Annotated in this window: 13 protein-coding genes; 1 reads left to right on the forward strand and 12 read right to left on the reverse strand. The window is 59.7% G+C overall.

What is annotated here, in order from left to right; all coding sequences use genetic code 11:
- Positions 1-110 precede the first annotated feature (110 nt).
- From ACFQY0_RS04735 to ACFQY0_RS04745, 3 genes are all read right to left on the reverse strand, one after another.
- Positions 111-1,070 (reverse strand): choice-of-anchor A family protein, encoded by a 960-nt coding sequence (locus tag ACFQY0_RS04735; RefSeq protein WP_379709714.1) that lies wholly within the window; start codon positions 1,068-1,070, stop codon positions 111-113.
- Between the two features lie 157 nt (positions 1,071-1,227).
- Positions 1,228-4,353 (reverse strand): efflux RND transporter permease subunit, encoded by a 3,126-nt coding sequence (locus tag ACFQY0_RS04740; RefSeq protein WP_379709717.1) that lies wholly within the window; start codon positions 4,351-4,353, stop codon positions 1,228-1,230.
- Positions 4,354-4,383: 30 nt separating this feature from the next.
- A complete protein-coding gene (locus ACFQY0_RS04745; protein WP_379709719.1) occupies positions 4,384-5,535 on the reverse strand; it encodes an efflux RND transporter periplasmic adaptor subunit in 1,152 nt (383 codons plus the stop codon).
- A gap of 231 nt (positions 5,536-5,766) precedes the next feature.
- Between ACFQY0_RS04745 and ACFQY0_RS04750 the strand changes: the two genes are divergently transcribed.
- Entirely contained in the window at positions 5,767-7,002 is a 1,236-nt protein-coding gene (locus tag ACFQY0_RS04750) for an alpha/beta hydrolase (protein ID WP_379709722.1), read from the forward strand.
- Between the two features lie 39 nt (positions 7,003-7,041).
- On the opposite strand, the gene ACFQY0_RS04755 is transcribed toward ACFQY0_RS04750, so the two are convergent.
- The 9 genes from ACFQY0_RS04755 to ACFQY0_RS04795 all read right to left on the reverse strand — a co-directional run bounded on the left by ACFQY0_RS04755 (position 7,042) and on the right by ACFQY0_RS04795 (position 16,096).
- Positions 7,042-7,695 carry a hypothetical protein gene (locus ACFQY0_RS04755; RefSeq protein ID WP_379709724.1) on the reverse strand — a complete coding sequence of 218 codons (654 nt, stop codon included), beginning with the start codon at positions 7,693-7,695 and terminating at the stop codon, positions 7,042-7,044.
- Positions 7,696-7,723: 28 nt separating this feature from the next.
- Positions 7,724-8,311 carry a PEP-CTERM sorting domain-containing protein gene (locus ACFQY0_RS04760; RefSeq protein WP_379709727.1) on the reverse strand — a complete coding sequence of 196 codons (588 nt, stop codon included), beginning with the start codon at positions 8,309-8,311 and terminating at the stop codon, positions 7,724-7,726.
- 32 nt (positions 8,312-8,343) lie between these two features.
- Positions 8,344-9,015, reverse strand: coding sequence for a hypothetical protein (locus ACFQY0_RS04765; RefSeq protein WP_379709729.1), 672 nt, complete (start codon positions 9,013-9,015; stop codon positions 8,344-8,346).
- A gap of 72 nt (positions 9,016-9,087) precedes the next feature.
- Positions 9,088-9,741, reverse strand: a complete 654-nt coding sequence (locus ACFQY0_RS04770; protein ID WP_379709732.1) for a discoidin domain-containing protein — start codon at positions 9,739-9,741, stop codon at positions 9,088-9,090.
- A gap of 120 nt (positions 9,742-9,861) precedes the next feature.
- A complete protein-coding gene (locus ACFQY0_RS04775) occupies positions 9,862-10,245 on the reverse strand; it encodes a hypothetical protein (RefSeq protein WP_379709734.1) in 384 nt (127 codons plus the stop codon).
- 381 nt (positions 10,246-10,626) lie between these two features.
- Entirely contained in the window at positions 10,627-12,132 is a 1,506-nt protein-coding gene (cls, locus tag ACFQY0_RS04780) for a cardiolipin synthase (protein WP_379709736.1), read from the reverse strand.
- A 69-nt stretch (positions 12,133-12,201) separates the two neighbouring features.
- The gene (locus ACFQY0_RS04785; RefSeq protein WP_379709738.1) at positions 12,202-13,746 is read right to left on the reverse strand and encodes a DUF1254 domain-containing protein; all 1,545 of its coding nucleotides are present in this window, start codon (positions 13,744-13,746) and stop codon (positions 12,202-12,204) included.
- Between the two features lie 485 nt (positions 13,747-14,231).
- A complete protein-coding gene (locus tag ACFQY0_RS04790; RefSeq protein ID WP_379709740.1) occupies positions 14,232-15,227 on the reverse strand; it encodes a HupE/UreJ family protein in 996 nt (331 codons plus the stop codon).
- A complete protein-coding gene (locus ACFQY0_RS04795) occupies positions 15,224-16,096 on the reverse strand; it encodes a peptidyl-prolyl cis-trans isomerase (RefSeq protein ID WP_379709742.1) in 873 nt (290 codons plus the stop codon). The genes ACFQY0_RS04790 and ACFQY0_RS04795 overlap by 4 nt, the downstream gene beginning before the upstream one ends.
- Positions 16,097-16,119 lie beyond the last annotated feature (23 nt).

Consider the following 16,119-nt stretch of genomic DNA (forward strand, 5'->3'; position numbering starts at 1 on the left):
GCGGGTGGCAGATGGTCGGAGAATGTGACTCGATACCCATACTCATTTCCGCATCGGGAGGGGGATGCGGATTGGAGGGAGACGAGGAAGAAGCCAAGCTTCGATCAAAGCTAGCGCTTCCGTCGCAATAGGAGGAGTCCAGCAAAGCTGCCGAGCAGGGCGGCCGATGGCTCGGGGATGGGTGCGAAGCCATCAAAGCGGAAGTCGTGAACTTCACCATTCCGTTGGACAAAATTGCTGGCGACGATGTTACCTTCCACATTCCCGCCGGTCTGATTGATCGTGCTATTGGGTGCGAAAATCGAACCATCGACCGGGCTGTTAAAGGAAACGGAGTTCGCCTCGTAAAAGTTGAAGATAACCTTCGATTCGTTGTTTTGAAAGTCACCGATGAAATTGCCGCTAATCGTGTAATCTCCGGTTCCGGCGACATTGATGAGGATCCCCTCCGCACTTCCAAAACCGCTGCCTGAGAATTGACCGATTGAGGTGACAAAATTCTCGGCAGTTACGTGGAAGATCGCCACCTGGTGACCTTGGACTAGCTCGGGTGTTGCGGTGAAATTCGCACTGTTCGCGTCGACTACGGCGGTGCTATTCGCCTCCAAACTTGCCCAGTAGTTCGAGGCGTCGACGTAGATGCCGAGTGCTTCGGCACCCGAATTCAGCCCAACTTCGGAGAGGGCGTTTTGCCAGGCGGCGTCCCCTTCTTGCAGGGAGGTGCCTGCCCCTCCGTTGAATTGGAAGCGGCCGCTATCGACGGGTTGCCGGGAAACGACGCTGCCGGATTGGACATTAACCTGTCCTGTTCCGGCGATGCCATTGTTGAGCCACAGCGCGTAGTCGTTCGCGTCGACTGCGTTGTTGAATCCAACCTGCTGAGTTGTATTCACTGTAAAGGTGTTTCCGACGAAGACAGGGCCTTCAGTTTCACCCCCCATGTCGTAGTTGTTGGCGGCGACATTCCACGTGGAAAGCAGGTCGAGCACGGTGGTGGCACCCGCTTCGGACTGGAAAATAGCGGCAGCGAAAAGACAAAGTGGCAGGCGGCTTGAGGAAAGGGACTTCATCGCATTCATTTCAGGGATCGAAAAGGTGATGGGAAAGTGACTTCTGGTGACAGTGCGGCAAACTTAGATATCACCGATTTGCTGTCAAGGGATCAAGGCAAGGAGATCGGCCTCAGCCATCCAGGCTGAGGCCCCGAGGTTCAGAAAGCCGGCGCACTCAGGAGGTGGCTTCAGTGGCCGCGCGGTGGGCGGTGAGTTCTTCATCGACGCGACGCGAGGTGGCGCCGGGCTCAGCGCTTTTCCGCGACAGCAGACGGTAGGCGATCGGGATGACGAGGAGCGTGAAGAGCGTGGAGATGGCGACGCCGAAGAGGATCACGGTGCCGACGACAATCCGGGTCTCACTGCCGGCGCCACTTGTTAGAATGAGTGGCAGAGAGCCCATCACGGTGGTGAGACCGGTCATCAGCACCGGACGGAGGCGCAGCGTGCTGGCCTCGACGACGGCTTCTTCGAAGCCGAGTCCTTCGGCACGTTGCTGGTTGATGAACTCAACGATGAGGATGCCATTTTTGGCCGCCAGGCCGACCAGCATGATCATGCCGATCTGGCTGTAGATGCTCTGAGCGGTGTCGGTAATCCAGAGCCCGAAGAGCGCGCCACCGGCGGCGACGGGCACGGCGAGCATGATGGTGAAGGGGTGGACAAAGCTTTCGAACTGGGCCGCCAGCACGAGGAAGACCACCAGCAGGGCGAGGCCGAAGACGAACAGCACCGAATCGCTGGATTCGCGCAGGTCGAGTGATTCTCCCTTGTAGTCGATCACCGCATCGCCGGGCAGCTTTTCTGCGGCGACCTGGTCGAGGAAATCCAGCGCTTCGCTGAGTGTGTAGCCCTCGGCGAGATTGGCCTCGATGGTGATGGCTCGGATCCGGTTGTAGCGGTTGAGGCTGCCGGAATCGGCAAACTCAGTGAGGGTCACGAGGTTCGAAAGCGGGATCAACTCACGGCTTCGCTCGGAGCGGACGAAGACTTCGTCGAGATCGGTGGGCGAGCGCTTGTTCTTCCAATCGCCTTCGACGATGACGTCGTATTCCTCGCCGTCCTCGGTGTAGGTCGTGACTCGCCGCGAGCCGAGCAAGGTTTCCAAAGTGCGCCCGATTTCAGCAATCGAGACGCCGAGATCGGATGCACGGGTGCGATCGATATCGACGCCCAGCTGGGGTTTCGACTCCTTGTAATCGTAGTCCAAGCCAACAAGCCCGGGGTTCTTGGCGGCTTCCTCGAGAAGGGTGTCGCGCCATTCCGCCAGAGTCTCATAGTCCGGTCCTCCTATCACGAACTGCACCTTCTTGGCGAGCCCGCGGGTCAGGCCCTGGCGCATGATCACGAAGTGCTGCATGCCTTCCAGTGAGGCGAGCTTCTGGCGCACTTCGGTCATGATGTCATCGGCAGGGCGGCGCTCAGCCCAGTCTTTGAGGACCACGATGGAAACCACCTGATTGTAGTCGAGCGCGCTGCCGAATCCCCGCGGCACTCGCACTAACAGACGCTCGGCTTCGCCTTGGTCGACGAGATACATCAGGCGTTCCTCGATTTCCGCGGCCATGCCGACGCTGTATCCGAAGCTCGCGCCTTCCGGGGCTTTCGAGACAACGAAGAAGGCCCCGCGGTCTTCATTGGGGGTGAATTCCGAAGGGATTTCCTTGAACAACCACCAGCTCGCGCCGAGCACGCCGATCACCAGCAGAGCGGCCAGCCATGCCGCACGCACGACGCGTTTCAAGAGCCAGCGGTAAGCCGCCTCTAGCTTCTGGAAAAGGAAGTCCATCAGCCGGGTCAGCGGGTTGCTGCGTGTCGCATTCTTGGCGCTCAGCACCTTCGAGGCGAGCATTGGGGACAAGGTCAGCGCGACGAAACTCGAGAAGATCACCGCCACCGCCATGGTCACGGCGAACTCCGTGAAGAGCTTGCCGGTGTCACCTGATAGAAAGGTAATCGGAAGAAAGACCGCGACGAGCACAAGGGTCGTCGCGACGACCGCGAAGCCGACCTGGCGCGTGCCGAGATAGGCGGCAACCAGTGGGGATTCACCATTCTCCAGACGACGGTAGACGTTTTCCAGAACGACGATGGCGTCATCGACAACCAGGCCGATCGCCAGCACGAGAGCGAGCAGGGTGAGGACGTTGATCGAGAAGCCGAAGGCGTAGAGCAGGATGGCAGTGCCGATGAGCGAGACGGGCACGGTGACGGCCGGCACCAGCGTGGCGCGGATGCTGCCGAGGAAAAGGTAGATCACCGCGATCACCAGGCCGACGGCGATGAGCAGCGTGTTTTTGACCTCATTCAAACTGGCCTCGATGAACACCGAAGTGTCGTAACTTTGGCGGAGCTGCATGTGGCTCGGCAGCAATTTGCGGATTTCTTCGGCTTCGTCCTTTGCCGCGCGGGCGACCTCCAAGGTGTTGGCTCGGGATTGTTTGATGATGCCCACGCCAACCATCGGCACGCCGTTGCCGCGGAAGGACAGGCGCGGTTGTTCGCCGCCGACCTCGACTCGGGCGACTTCGCCGAGGCGCACCTGATAGCCGTCATCCCCCCGGAAAATCACCAGCGAGCGGAAGTCGTCGGCGCTGCGGAATTCGCGTTCGAGGCGGACGGTGAACTGGCGGTCCAGCGACTGCACGGCTCCGGCGGGGAACTCGACGTTCTGTTCGCGGAGTGCCTGCTCGACATCGGAAACCGTCAGCGATCGGGCTGCGAGCGCCTCGCGATCGAGCCAGATTCGCATGGCATAACGTGAGGCACCGCTGATCCGGATGCGGGCCACGCCGGGAAGCACCGAGAGCCGGTCCTGGATGTGGCGGTCGGCGTAGTCGGCCAGCTGCAGGGGCGTCATGCCTTCGCCAGTCAGGTTCAGCCACAGCATCACTTCGGTGGAGGCGTCCTGCTTGGTGATTTCCGGTGGGTCGGATTCGTCGGGAAGATCGTCGAGCAGACCGGAAATCGCCTCCCGCAGGTCGTTGGCCGCGGCGTCGATGTCGCGGTCGATCTTGAATTCCACGGCGACGGTTGAGACCTCGTCGACGCTGGTGGAGGAGACGTTGTGGATCGCCTCGACGGTGCTGATCTGATCCTCGACCAGCTGAGTGATGCGCCGTTCCACGACGGCGGCCGAGGCGCCTGGGTAGACCGTTTCGATGGAGACAATCGGCGGGTCAATGTCCGGGTATTCCCGGACCTGGAGGCGCTGGTAGGCGACGATGCCGAAAGCGACAATCAGCAGACTCATCACGGCGGCAAGCACCGGACGGCGGACGGAGATATCAGAAAGGAGCACGGCGAATCAGAGTGGGAGAAAATGGAGGGATCAGCGGGCTTCCGCGTCAGCACTCGGATTGAACATCTCGGCTGGTCCGGAGAAGCTTTCGCTGACCTTGACGGCGGCACCGTTGCTCAGTCCGCCCACTCCATCACTGATCACCTGATCGCCGACCTTGAGGCCTTCGGTGATTTCGACGAATCCCGGCACGCGGGCTCCGATTTGCACCCCGATCCGCTCAACGCTTGAGTCCTCCTTGAGACGAAAAACCGCCTGGCTTTTTCCCAGTGGCACGAGCGCCCGCTCGGGAACGGTGATCGCTTCGCGCTGGTTGCGCTGGAGGTTCACGCTCATCAGCATTCCGGGTAACAATTCGTGGGATTTGTTGTCGATGATGCTGCGCACGGTGATCGAGCGGGTCACGGGGTCGACGCGGGAATCGACGTTTTCCACCGTGGCTTCAAAAGTCCGGTCGGGATAGGCGGCGGCTCTAACGGAAATGGCGGATCCCTTTCCAAGCTGCGAAATGAAAACCTCGGGAACGGTGAAATCGAGCTTCATGCGATCAAGTTGGTCGAGGGTGGTGATCACCGTGCCGGGCGAGACGGTGGCACCCACACTGATGCGTCGGAGGCCGACCACGCCATCGAAAGGGGCGCGGACATTGCGGTCGTCGAGCATCGCCTGAATGCGGTCAATGCCCGCCTTGGCGAGGACTCCGCGGGTGGTTCGCTCGGCGACCGTGACCTTGGCAACGGAGCCGGTTTCGCTCAGGCCACTGAGGCGTTTCAGTTCGCGTTCTTCCTCGGCGAGGATCGCCTTGGCATTGGCCATCTGGGCGATTTCCTCATGGCTGGTGAGCGTCGCCAGCAGGTCGCCCTTCTTGACTGTTTGACCATCTTCGAAGTGCAGGGCTTCGACCTGTTCGGTCACGGCGGCGGAGATTTCCACGGACTCGTTGGAGCGCAGCGTGCCGACGGCCGTGGTGGTGTCGGCGAAGGGTCGGGTCTCCACTTTGTAAACCACCACCTGCGCCGGTGGCTTGGGTGCTGCGGCTGCGGTTTCGCTGCCATCCTTGCAGGCGGAAAGGAATGTGACGCCAAGTCCCAGAGAGATCCGGAGGGTTTGGGTGCTCAGTTTCCGGCTGATTCGACGCGGAATCTTAGCAAAAGGCGGTCGAAGGGCTCTAGGGGAAGTCATGGAGAAATCAGATAACAGGAATTGAAAATGGCAAATGGGACGGTCAAGACCTCGGAAGAAGCCCTCGCAGGCTGTTGGATTCAACCCCGATCGTTTTATTCCCGGAAACTCTTCGGCAATCAGGAAGTTGAAGTCACCATCCGAGCTTGAGGCTGCTGGTTCTTGAAGGGATTGCCGGGAAGGGAAGCTTGAGCGGGTAGGTGACCGGTAGTAGAAGCTTCCATGCTTCGAATGGAGGGCACATTCGTGCGGTCGTTGATGGGATCTTTGGTGATGGTTTGTCTCGTTTCCTGCGGCGGTCCGAAGCCGCAGTGGCTGATGCCAACGCCGGTGCTTTATCTGGATGGACAGGTGAAGCCCTTTGATCACTTGCCCGCGAGGGACAGGCATACCTCGACGGAGGTGTTTTATTTGACGAATCGCAAACGAGACGGGGATCACTACAGCAATGGAGTTGGCGACGCCCTGAGGTTCGGGGTGGCGCATATGGAAATTGGCGAACCGGGTGACGACTGGGAGACCTTGGTGGAGGTTTCAACCACCCATCCGCGCCCCAAGCCAATGCCAGTCCGGCTGGTGGACCATGAGGAAATAAGCGACGATCGGCAGCAGAGCGTGCTGGCTCAGTGGGCAGCAAGAGTGGATGGCGCGATCAATCAAACCGAAACCCGTGAGCTGATTTTATACGTCCATGGGGCAAAGGTGGGCTTTCAGCACTCCTGCGCGTTTGCTGCGGAGTTGAGCCATTTCGCCGGGCGCGATTTCACGCCGGTGGCTTTTGATTGGCCGACGCATCAGGAAATTTTCTCTTATATCGACGGGGCCGACGTCGACCACGCGCGTCGTTCAGCCGCCCGTCTGGCCGAGACGCTGGAAATTCTCGCGGCGCGGACCTCGGCACGGAGGATCCACGTGGTGTCGTGGAGTGCTGGCGCACGGGTCTTGTCGCGGGCAATGGTGGAGTTGGCCGGGAACGATGTGAGTCAAGCTCGCCGGCGCTGCCGGCTCGGCAATGTGGTGTTTGCCGCCAGCGATGTGCCCCGCCGCGATTTCGTCGAGCGGCTACCGGCGATCCATGGCCTGAGCGACCGGGTGCTGGTCTACATGTCGGACGATGACAGCGCCTTGCGCTGGGCCCCGCGTTTGATGGGCGGAGGTCCGCGTCTCGGGCTGGAACCGAGAGCTCTCAGCGAGGAAGAAAAGAAGATTTTGGAAACGATGGCCAGACTGGAGGTGGTCGACAGTTCCTACGGCAAGTTGAAACGAGGATTTGATATCACCGGGCACCGTTACTGGTTCCAGCATCCATGGGTCAACAGCGACCTGATCCTGGCGCTGAGGACCGGGGCCGGGGCGAAGCAGCGCGGACTGACGGCGACGCCGCTGGAGCGGGTGTGGTACTTCGGAACGGGCTACTCGGACTCCCTGTCGGATGTCGGCCGTAGGTTGACCGACGGTCAATGGTAGATCTAATCCGGCAAATCGAAATGCGAGGACGGCGCGCGATTATCCTTCGCCTTGGTACTCGGTGCCGGTCACCTTGGTGCCGTCGTGGTAGCAGCGCCATGGCTTCTCGGCACTCTCGGCCTTCACGTCGATGATGAAGCTGTTCTCGCCGCGTTCCGACTTGATGACCTTCATGCCGGTTTCGTTGCCGAGTTGCTTGCGGAGGGCGGTGAGGCAGTCGTCGATTACTTTCTGCGGGACCGGTCCGGTCGCGGGGACCTCTTCCTCGGCGGGTTGCTCGTCGGTGACGCGCACCATCAGCTTGTAATCGGCCACTTCACCCCGCCGGGCGGCGGCCCGGTTCTGGAAGATCGAGATCGTGTGATCGCCGGTCTTGTAGAGCTGGCCGAGGTATTTCATCCCTCCGTTGGCGGAGGTGTACAAGGCCTCATCGCCGGGTCCACGACCCGGGATGTAGATGTTGAAGTCGGCCCTCTCCCCGCCCGGAAGGACGGTGACCTGCAGGAACTGCTCGTTCTTCGCGTTGAGCTTGTAGAGTACGGTCTCCCGGCCGGTGATCTTGCCGCTGAGAACCGCGTGGTCCGTGCCTTTCTTGAACTCGACGCGTTTGGTGGTGGTTTGGTCGGCGGCGGCGGTCGATACGAGCACGGCACCGAGGACGAGCAGGGCGGGATGGAAGAAAGAACGGAACATGGTGGAATTTCTCGAAGGGTTTCCGGGTTCAGGCCCGGCGTCTCCGCCGCAGCAGTGCCAGGCCGCCCAGACCCGCCAACAGCGCGGACGACGGTTCCGGGATGACGTTCAAGGTCACCGTATCGGTGGTGGTGCCCCCGTCGGCGGAAATCGTCCACACATAGCTACCCGGGGTCGCACCAAGGTTCTGCAGCGTTAGGTTTGAGTAGGTCGTGGTCGCACTGAGCGAGGCATTGGACACGTAGCCTGCTGGAACCACCAGACGGTCCACCACCAGATTGAGCATGACCGGGGTGCCGGTCGAAATCGTCGGATCGGATGTGGCTCCCCCGACGCCGTAAGCGGCGGGTCCGCCGACCGTAATGGCATACAAATCGGCTTGGACGGTTTCATCCCCGGCACTGACAATCGCGTCGGGCGCCGAGGATTGGATGGTCTGGAAGGTCACAGTGGTGACCGGAGTCGCCGACCCCAGATTGATCGATCCGGTGGCGTCCACAACCAGGGACGAACCAGTTTCGAAAATCGTGAAGGTGACCGCACCTTCGGAGTGGGTGGCGAGGAGGCCGAGAGCGGCGGCCGCGAAAACGGGGACGAGCGAGTGTGTATTCTTCATAGTGAATTGTTTTGTTAGGTTGGACTGAGGAATTAGATGAAGCGTGCGAATCGGAAGAAAGCGGGATCAGGCGCGGCGACGACGGCAGATGAATCCCAGTGCTCCAAGGGCACCGATCCCAGTGCTCCAAGGGCACCGAGCAGCGCTGCCGATGGCTCGGGGACGATATTCAGGGTCACGGTGTCGGTGGTGGCGCCGCCACCGGGCTGGGGAATTGAGAGGTTCCAAACATAGGTTCCCGGGGCGGCGTCAATGGCCTGAACGGATTGAACCAGGAAAGTGCTGGTCGCGTCGAGAGCACCACCGGACGCGTAGCCCGTAGGCACACCAATCAATTCGCCTGCGCGGTTGAAAAAGATCGCCGTTCCGATGCTGTTGACGGGAGCGCCAGCGCCTCCTGGACCAGGTCCGAAATTGCTCGGTCCGGTGATTGTAATATCGTAGAGGTCGACCTGCCCTCCAGTGGAGTCCCCGATGCTGATCTGGCCGGCAGGCGGCGACAGGGTTATCGTTGGGGGGCCTTGCGGTGGGGCTGTGGTGGAGCTTGGGGTTGCGGATCCGAGGTTGAGGCTCCCGACTCCCGTGACGACCAGGTCCTCACCCTGCTCAAACATGTTGAATACGATTGCGGCATCGGAACGCGTGGAGAGCGTGGAGAGCGTGGCGGCGACGAGGGTGGGAACGAGGAACTGTTTGTATTTCATCGTGGTTGGATAGGTAGGTTTGATTCAGGAGACTGGATTCGATCCTGAAGCAGGGACGGTGCCGAGATGGGTTTAGGGTCGCCGCCGTCTTGCAAAAAGGCCGGCTGCGAGTCCAATCAGGACCGTGGTAGAAGGTTCCGGAACCACTTCAAAGGCGACCTCTCCGATTGCCGTGAAGTCCGGGCTCCCATTGTTTGCCAGAATTTCCATGCGGACATAGCGGCCCGCCGTCGGGGTGATTGAAAAGACCTGAGGCAAGACCGCGGTTGATGGACCCGTGTTTGTGTTGACGACGTCGGTGGTGAAACTGGTGGCGCCAGTGAAATCCGGGTTGTCGGCAACTTTGAGATCGAACACCGCGACATTCTGCTCATGGTTTCCTCCGTAGTTCCAGAGGGCCATCGATTCGATCGTAAAGGTAGCGCCCAGATCGAAGTCCAGGAACCCCACCGTGGGGGAGCCAAGATCGCTTCTCCAGGAGTTGTAATCGAGACTGGACCCGTGGGTCGGAGCACTGGCGATGTAGGCGTCGAAGTCAGTGACTCCGCTCATGTAGGGAGTCGTCAGCCCGGATTGATTGACGGTTTGGAATTCCTCGAAGCCCGTGAGACTTCCCATCGGGGGCGTGGTCCCGCCATCAATCGAGGTGGTGTAAGCTGAATCCGGCATGAGAATCACACCGGCCTGAGCGTGGCAGGTGGCAAGCGCGCTGAGGAGCGCGAACATCTTTGGGCATCTTGGAATTGTAATCATGGAGGTTAGGGAGTCGGCTTCTAGGTGGAAAGCGCGACGTGCGCAACCCAAGGTTGATGGCCAAATTGAAAGAGGTAGTACGGGACGAAACGCTTATTCAGCCATGCTGCGTGCCCAGGCGGGGCCGCTGGCGGCTTCGTAGGCCATCACGGTGCCCAGTTTGGCGCCGGTGCGGCTGTTGAAGAGCTCGACGGTGGCGGGGCCGTGGTTGCCACGGGATTTGACGACGATCTGCTCCTGCCCGGCATACCAGCTGGTCTGCTCGACGTTTGGCGCGGCGGTGCGGACGGAGGTCACGACCTGTCCGCCTTGGCGAATGGTGACGGCGCCATTGCCTTTCTCAGCGCTGAGCGAGCCACCGTAGGATGGGGCCTGGCCTGGAAGCTGGGTGGCGTTCATATTCGGGTCCTCGATGATGCAGCTGGTGACGGAAAAGGAAGCGAGCAGGACGAGCGAGATCTGGAGTGGCGCTTTCATGATATTCTGTAATAAGTGTTGCGAGAATTAGAATAGGTCGAACTGGAACTCCGAGTTAAGTGGAGTTCACGGAAATCGTGATGGAAGCATTGGGGGTTTTGGCTGATTTGGGAAGGCTTTTTTTGAAGCAGAATGTCACCGTTGACTCAACGGGATTCTCTCCTGTGCTGGCATCTGGTTCAGTCATCAGATGAGATGGTAGATGGTAGATGGTAGATGGTAGATGGTGGATGGTGGATGGTGGATGGTGGATGGTGGATGGTGGATGGTGGATGGTGGATGGTGGATGGTGGATAGAGTTCGATCTACTAGGGTCTCCATAGTTACGATGTGGTGTCGGGGCGGCAGTTGGTGTTGGGGTAAGGGCGCATGTCATTGGGTCTACTGGACGGGGGCAGTTAGGCGGGCGACGCGGGACCAAAAGCGGAACCAGGCGCTCTTCTCCCCAAATTCACCGGGGACGACTTTTCTGGAATGGGAGAAGTCGGTCTCTAACATGCGGATGACCTCGCCGGTGAAGGATTCATCTTCGACGCCCATGGTGACTTCGAAGTTCAGACGGAAGGAGCGGTTGTCGAAATTGGCGGTGCCAATGGTGCAGTAGCGGTCGTCAATGACGGTAACCTTGTGGTGCATGAAGCCTTTCTCGTAGCGATAGACTTCGATTCCGGCAGCGTGCAGTTCGGGAAGGTAGGACCAGCAGGATAGATCCACGAGGCCATTGTCACTCTCATCCGGAATCAGGATCCGGACATCGACGCCGCGCAAGGCGGCGAGCTGGAGGGCACTGATGAACTGCGCATCGGGGACGAAGTAGGGACTGGCGATCCATAGGCGATGCTCGGCCGTGTTGATGGCGTGGAGAAAAAAGAGGGTGCAGGTTTCCAGTGGGTCGACCGGTCCGGAGGGTAGGCAGAGCATTCGCATGTCCGCGCCGTTCTTGGCCGGCTGCGGATCCCAGTTCAGTCCTTCGAGGACTTCCCGGGCCGCCCAGTACCAGTCCTCGGCGAAGGAAACCTGAACGGTCTGGACCACCGGTCCCTCGACCCGGATGTGGGTGTCGCGCCAGTACCCCACCTCGGGATCAAGCCCCTTGTATTCGTCGCCAAGGTTGAGACCGCCGACCCACGCCTCCAGGCCATCCACGACGACGATCTTTCGATGATTCCGGAAATTGATCTGGAAACGGTTGGCGTCACCCTGGGTGGTGTTGAAGGGGAAGATTCGGACGCCGGCATCGCGCAGGGGAGCGAGGTAGTCATCGGGCGGCTTGCTTCCGAATTCGTCGTAAAGGACCAGGCAGCGGACGCCGGCTTGGGCGCGCTGAATAAGGGCGTCGCGGATTTCCCGCCCCGTCGGGTCATCGCGAATGATGTAGAATTGGAAAAGGATGTAGTGCTCGGCGCGGGCGATCCCTTCGAGGATCGATGGGAAGGTTTGCTCGCCGTCGATCAGCAGTTCAGCATGGTTGCCTGAGGTGGCGGGGAGTTTCGCGAGTCGCTCGACGACAGTGGTGCCTGAGTTGCCAGGTTCAGGAACCAAAGAGCGCTCCCGAAGGGTCGAATCGAAATTCCGCCAGAAGGGTTTGAGGCTTTCCCGCTCGGTCCTGCGGGCGGTGATGTAGCCATTGAAGTCGGACCGGCCGAAGACCCAGTAGGCGGGCACCGCCACGTAGGGCATAGTATTTAGCGAGATCGCCCAAGCGATCGCCCCTTGTGAGGTGCGGGTTTCCATGATCGCTCGGACGGAGGTCAGTGCTCCGAGGAGGTGGGCGACGAAAACGACGGTGCCGGTGATCCGGCGGCGATGGCGTTTCAAGAAGCGGGCTGACCTTTGGAGTCTCGGATGCCGAGCCAGCCAGTTCCTGCAGGATGCGCGTAGCGTCATCCTGAAGCCATCGCGCCGAAGGGTCGGTGATGTCGAGAGGAAAGAGACGCGGCAAGCGACAGGGGTTCCTCATTCAACGAGCTCGAACTCGCCGGGGCGCCAGGTTTTGTCGAACCATGGTTCGAGCGGGCCGTAGAGGCGAAGAATTGTCCACCAGCCTTTGCCGGGAACCGTCTGGATCCAGTTGTTCTCTTTTCCTTCGGCGGCTTTGGGTCCGAAGTGAAGGGTCACCGATCCGTCTGCGTTTTCGATCAGATCGTCGCGCTTGTTGTTGCGGCTCGGGAAAGGCTGGCTGGTCTGCAGCTCGGAGCGTGTCTGCGGGTCATAGACCACGACGGACCAGAAATCCTTGGCGGGCACGTTGGCGGGAATGTTCAGCGTGTAGGACTTCGAACCATCGAGGTAGTCGCCATTGCTGCCCGTCGCGGCATAGGCATACTGCGAACCCTTGCCGATCATCTTCAGCACCATCGCGGGTGTGTTGACGGTTGCTCCGTAGAAGAAGAGTGTGCGTGCGTCGAGGTTGCGTCCTCCGACTCCATCATCCTTCAGCCACTGGTAGCTGCCGCCAACGAAGGCGGTCTTCCAGGCACTTTCTGAGTAAAGGTCGGCACCTTCCAACTTGTTGCGGAAGACGATGGCACGGGCGGTGGCGTTGCCGATGGCGACGGCCTCGGTGAGGACCTTCTTCTCCCGTTCGTCCGGCTCGAAAGGCTTGCCTTTTTCAAGGCCGGCAGCGGCAAACAGGCCGCGAATTTCCGGATCAAGGAAACTGACCGGTTCGCGGTCGATCACGGTGTGCAGTTCTTCGTAGAACTCGAAGTTGTTGGCGTGAATGGTGTTGAAGGACTTTTCCGACATGCTGATGAACTCCATGGCCGGTGGGGTTTCTTTCTTTGCCAGCGGATAGACCTTGAGGCCCTCCTTGAACATGGCGTTCGAGAAGTCGGTCTTTCCGTCGACAAGGAAGCCGCGGAGGATGACCCAGTTGACATAACTTGGTGACTGAACAACAAAATACTTTTCGCCGTCGATCTCGGTTTCCTCGCCACCGATCGGTCCCTCCAGGTCGCCTTGGTAGTCCGGAGGAAGGATGAGATACTTGCCGCCCTGACCGCGATCAGGACCGGGTGCTCCCATGTCGACGACGAAGCGGAAGTAGGCGTCGTTGACCGTTCCGGGTCCGCATTTTGCAGGAACTTCGACAACGGTGGGGCCGTCCTGTTTCAAGTTCAGAAAACCCGAGCAGTAAACGGTGTCGGTGTTGGCGGTGAGGAACAGCGGGTTCGAGTCGCAAAGTTTCTCGGCGATGATGAAGCGGTTCGACGAGTCGGCTCCGAGATCAAGGTGTCCGAGACGCAGGCCTTCGATCGAGGTGGCGGGAATGCCGTTGAGAAATGCCTCAGTGCCACGCATGAGCAGAAGGTTGTCGTAGAGCTTGTCGACGGTTTCCGGCTTCGGCATGCCATCGAAGAACTCGAGGGTGCCGATCGAGGTTTCGACCGTGTCCGGAGTCATGATCTTGTCCGGGATCTTGTGATTGTAGCCGGGAGTGGGATCCTCGGCGGAGGCGACGACGAGAAGTGCGGCGGAGATAAAGGACGCGGATTTCATGACGGTCGGAATAGTGGTTGAAAACCGCAGGGCTCTGTTAGAGAAACCGACGATTGCATCCATTCAAAGAGGGGAATGATCCGTGGTGCAAGGTGAATCGCTGGGAAGGACTCTCAGGGCGATCAAGCTTGGGAAGAAATTGGACCAGGATGGATGGGATAAATAGGATGAAGACAACGAAATCCCATTATCTTGGTGATGATCGTCATGGTTGAACCTCAATTCTAGCCTGAACTGAGGACCATGATTTCAAAATTTGGCTCTGCACGCTCGTGTTTCAAACTGCGAAGACTTGGACGATGGATTTTTTACAGGAGGAAGGGGAAGAAGGGGAGCTTGGGTTGTGGGGATTAAAATGGGTTTTCTCTCTGCTTCCTCTGCTTGCTCCTGTTCAAAAAACGCTTCGTTCTTCGTGGGGCTTGAGTCTTGCCTAAGCGAGCAGGACAGGAATGCCCCTGCTACCTTGGGGGGCGAGCTTTCGCCGATCAGGACCAGAAGCCGGAGATGCGCTCGACGCACCAGAAGGCGGCCATGATGCCGGTGGCGTAAACAACCGGCTTGAAGGCGGCTTCGTTGATCTTCGGAGTGATCTTCCGGGTAAGGGCGGTGAGCGCGATGATGACGGCGACGAAGGCGAGTTGGCCGAGTTCGACGCCGATGTTGAAGTTCAGCAGGGCGAGCGGGATCTGATCTTCAGGCAGACCGACTTCGGAGAGGGCGCCGGCGAAACCGAAGCCGTGGAGCAGGCCGAAGCTGAGCGCGACAAGCCAAGGGTAGCGCTCGGTGAGGCCGGGGTTCTCGTCGGTTCTAACAAGCAACTCGCGGGCCAGGAAGAGGATGCTCAAGGCGATGACGGCCTCGACCGGCGGTCCGGGGATCTCCATCCAGCCGAGGGTGGCGATCCCGAGCGTGACGGAGTGAGCGAGAGTGAAGGCGGTGATGGTTTTCACCAGCGTCCAGCGGTCGCGTACGATGAGCACAAGGCAGAGGACGAAGAGCAGGTGGTCGTAGCCGAAGATGATGTGTTCAACGCCGATGATGATGTAATCCCAGAGCAGTGCTTTTTCCTCCTGATCGAAGAGGATGGTGACGTAGGGTGCCTCGGGACGAAGCACGCTGATTTGGGATCGACCATCGCTGAGTTGGGCGCGGAGGAGGATGTCGGTGAGTTGGGAGCGCGGACCTTCGATAGTGACTTTGGCACCGTCGATCGGAGTGTCACCGGGATTGACCCGCCAGCGGGAAAGCGTGGCGTTGCCAAGTGGCGTGGCTGTGGGCTCGTTGAGGTTTTGCCACGCATCCGGAAAGATTGGATGGATCGGAAGGAGCCGACCTTTGTAGTAAGGGACTTTCCAAGTGACGTCGATGCTGCCTTCCGGCGTTTCCTTGAGCTCCAGGTAGGCAGGCTGCATTTCGTGGGCGACGAGAGTGCCGACCAGCGAAAAGAGCGCGATGACGAGGAGGGTGAGACGGCGAATCATGGCGCTTCAGTGTTCTCCGTTTCGGGGACGAGTTCGTCGATGACGACTTCATACTGATCGAGCAACGAATCGAGCATCTGCTTGTTGAGCTTCTCGCGCTGATCGTAGCGGTAATCGTTGATCACCTCCTCGCGAATGCTTTCAAGCTCGGGGAGATGTCCGTCCACGCGCTCCGTGACTTTCACCAGGTGGAGGCCGTAGCCGGAAGTGACGGGGCCGAACCACTCGCCTTCTTCGGCTTCGGCAATGGCGGGTGCGAAGTCCTTGCCAAACTGGCGGCCAAGCAGGGAGATGGCCGTCGGAGTGAACTCGGCACTCAACAAGGTCTGGTCGGCTTGTTCGACGGCCTGCTCGAAGCTCAGGGAGCCGTCGTTCAGGGGAGGAAGCAGGGCGCTGGCATCGCTGGCAGCCTGGTCCTTGCGCTTGTCGGTGGAGAAATAGAGATGGCGGAAGCCGATCTCGGGTTCGACTCGGTAGTTAGCCGAATTTTCCTCATAGTAGGACTGCAGCGTCTCGTCTGAGACTTCCTCGAGGCTCGCCACATCGGCGGTGAGGAACTCCATTTTCTGGGCGAGGCGGCGACGGATGATGGTGTCGGCCTGATCGAGTCCGAGCTTGGTGGCTTCGCGGAAAAGAATCTCTTCCTTGATGTGTTCATCGAGCAGTGCCTGGAACTCCTCGGGAGTTGGAGGCCGGTTCCAGCGGGAGCTCCACTCGGAGATCAGCATGTTCTGGATGTCGCTGGTGACTTCGATGCGATCGGCGTTTGCCTCGTCGCTGGACTCCTCGGGATTGAGCTTGGAATACAGCAGGAAGATGCCGCCACCGATGAGGAGGAAGACGACAAGAGGGTCGCGGAGAAGCTTCATGAGAGTGATTTTGGCAGAGTGGA

It is taken from the genome of Haloferula chungangensis (genome assembly GCF_042664875.1).
GTDB lineage: Bacteria > Verrucomicrobiota > Verrucomicrobiia > Verrucomicrobiales > Akkermansiaceae > Haloferula > Haloferula chungangensis.

Bases quoted from the DNA above. Each gene is read 5' to 3' on its own strand.
- ACFQY0_RS04750 (WP_379709722.1), top strand. From the start codon at position 5,767: ATGGAGGGCACATTCGTGCGGTCGTTGATGGGATCTTTGGTGATGGTT.
- ACFQY0_RS04770 (WP_379709732.1), bottom strand. From the start codon at position 9,741: ATGTTCGCGCTCCTCAGCGCGCTTGCCACCTGCCACGCTCAGGCCGGT.
- ACFQY0_RS04745 (WP_379709719.1), bottom strand. From the start codon at position 5,535: ATGACTTCCCCTAGAGCCCTTCGACCGCCTTTTGCTAAGATTCCGCGT.
- ACFQY0_RS04795 (WP_379709742.1), bottom strand. From the start codon at position 16,096: ATGAAGCTTCTCCGCGACCCTCTTGTCGTCTTCCTCCTCATCGGTGGC.
- ACFQY0_RS04760 (WP_379709727.1), bottom strand. From the start codon at position 8,311: ATGAAGAATACACACTCGCTCGTCCCCGTTTTCGCGGCCGCCGCTCTC.
- ACFQY0_RS04785 (WP_379709738.1), bottom strand. From the start codon at position 13,746: ATGAAATCCGCGTCCTTTATCTCCGCCGCACTTCTCGTCGTCGCCTCC.
- ACFQY0_RS04790 (WP_379709740.1), bottom strand. From the start codon at position 15,227: ATGATTCGCCGTCTCACCCTCCTCGTCATCGCGCTCTTTTCGCTGGTC.
- cls (WP_379709736.1), bottom strand. From the start codon at position 12,132: ATGACGCTACGCGCATCCTGCAGGAACTGGCTGGCTCGGCATCCGAGA.
- ACFQY0_RS04735 (WP_379709714.1), bottom strand. From the start codon at position 1,070: ATGAAGTCCCTTTCCTCAAGCCGCCTGCCACTTTGTCTTTTCGCTGCC.
- ACFQY0_RS04775 (WP_379709734.1), bottom strand. From the start codon at position 10,245: ATGAAAGCGCCACTCCAGATCTCGCTCGTCCTGCTCGCTTCCTTTTCC.
- ACFQY0_RS04755 (WP_379709724.1), bottom strand. From the start codon at position 7,695: ATGTTCCGTTCTTTCTTCCATCCCGCCCTGCTCGTCCTCGGTGCCGTG.
- ACFQY0_RS04765 (WP_379709729.1), bottom strand. From the start codon at position 9,015: ATGAAATACAAACAGTTCCTCGTTCCCACCCTCGTCGCCGCCACGCTC.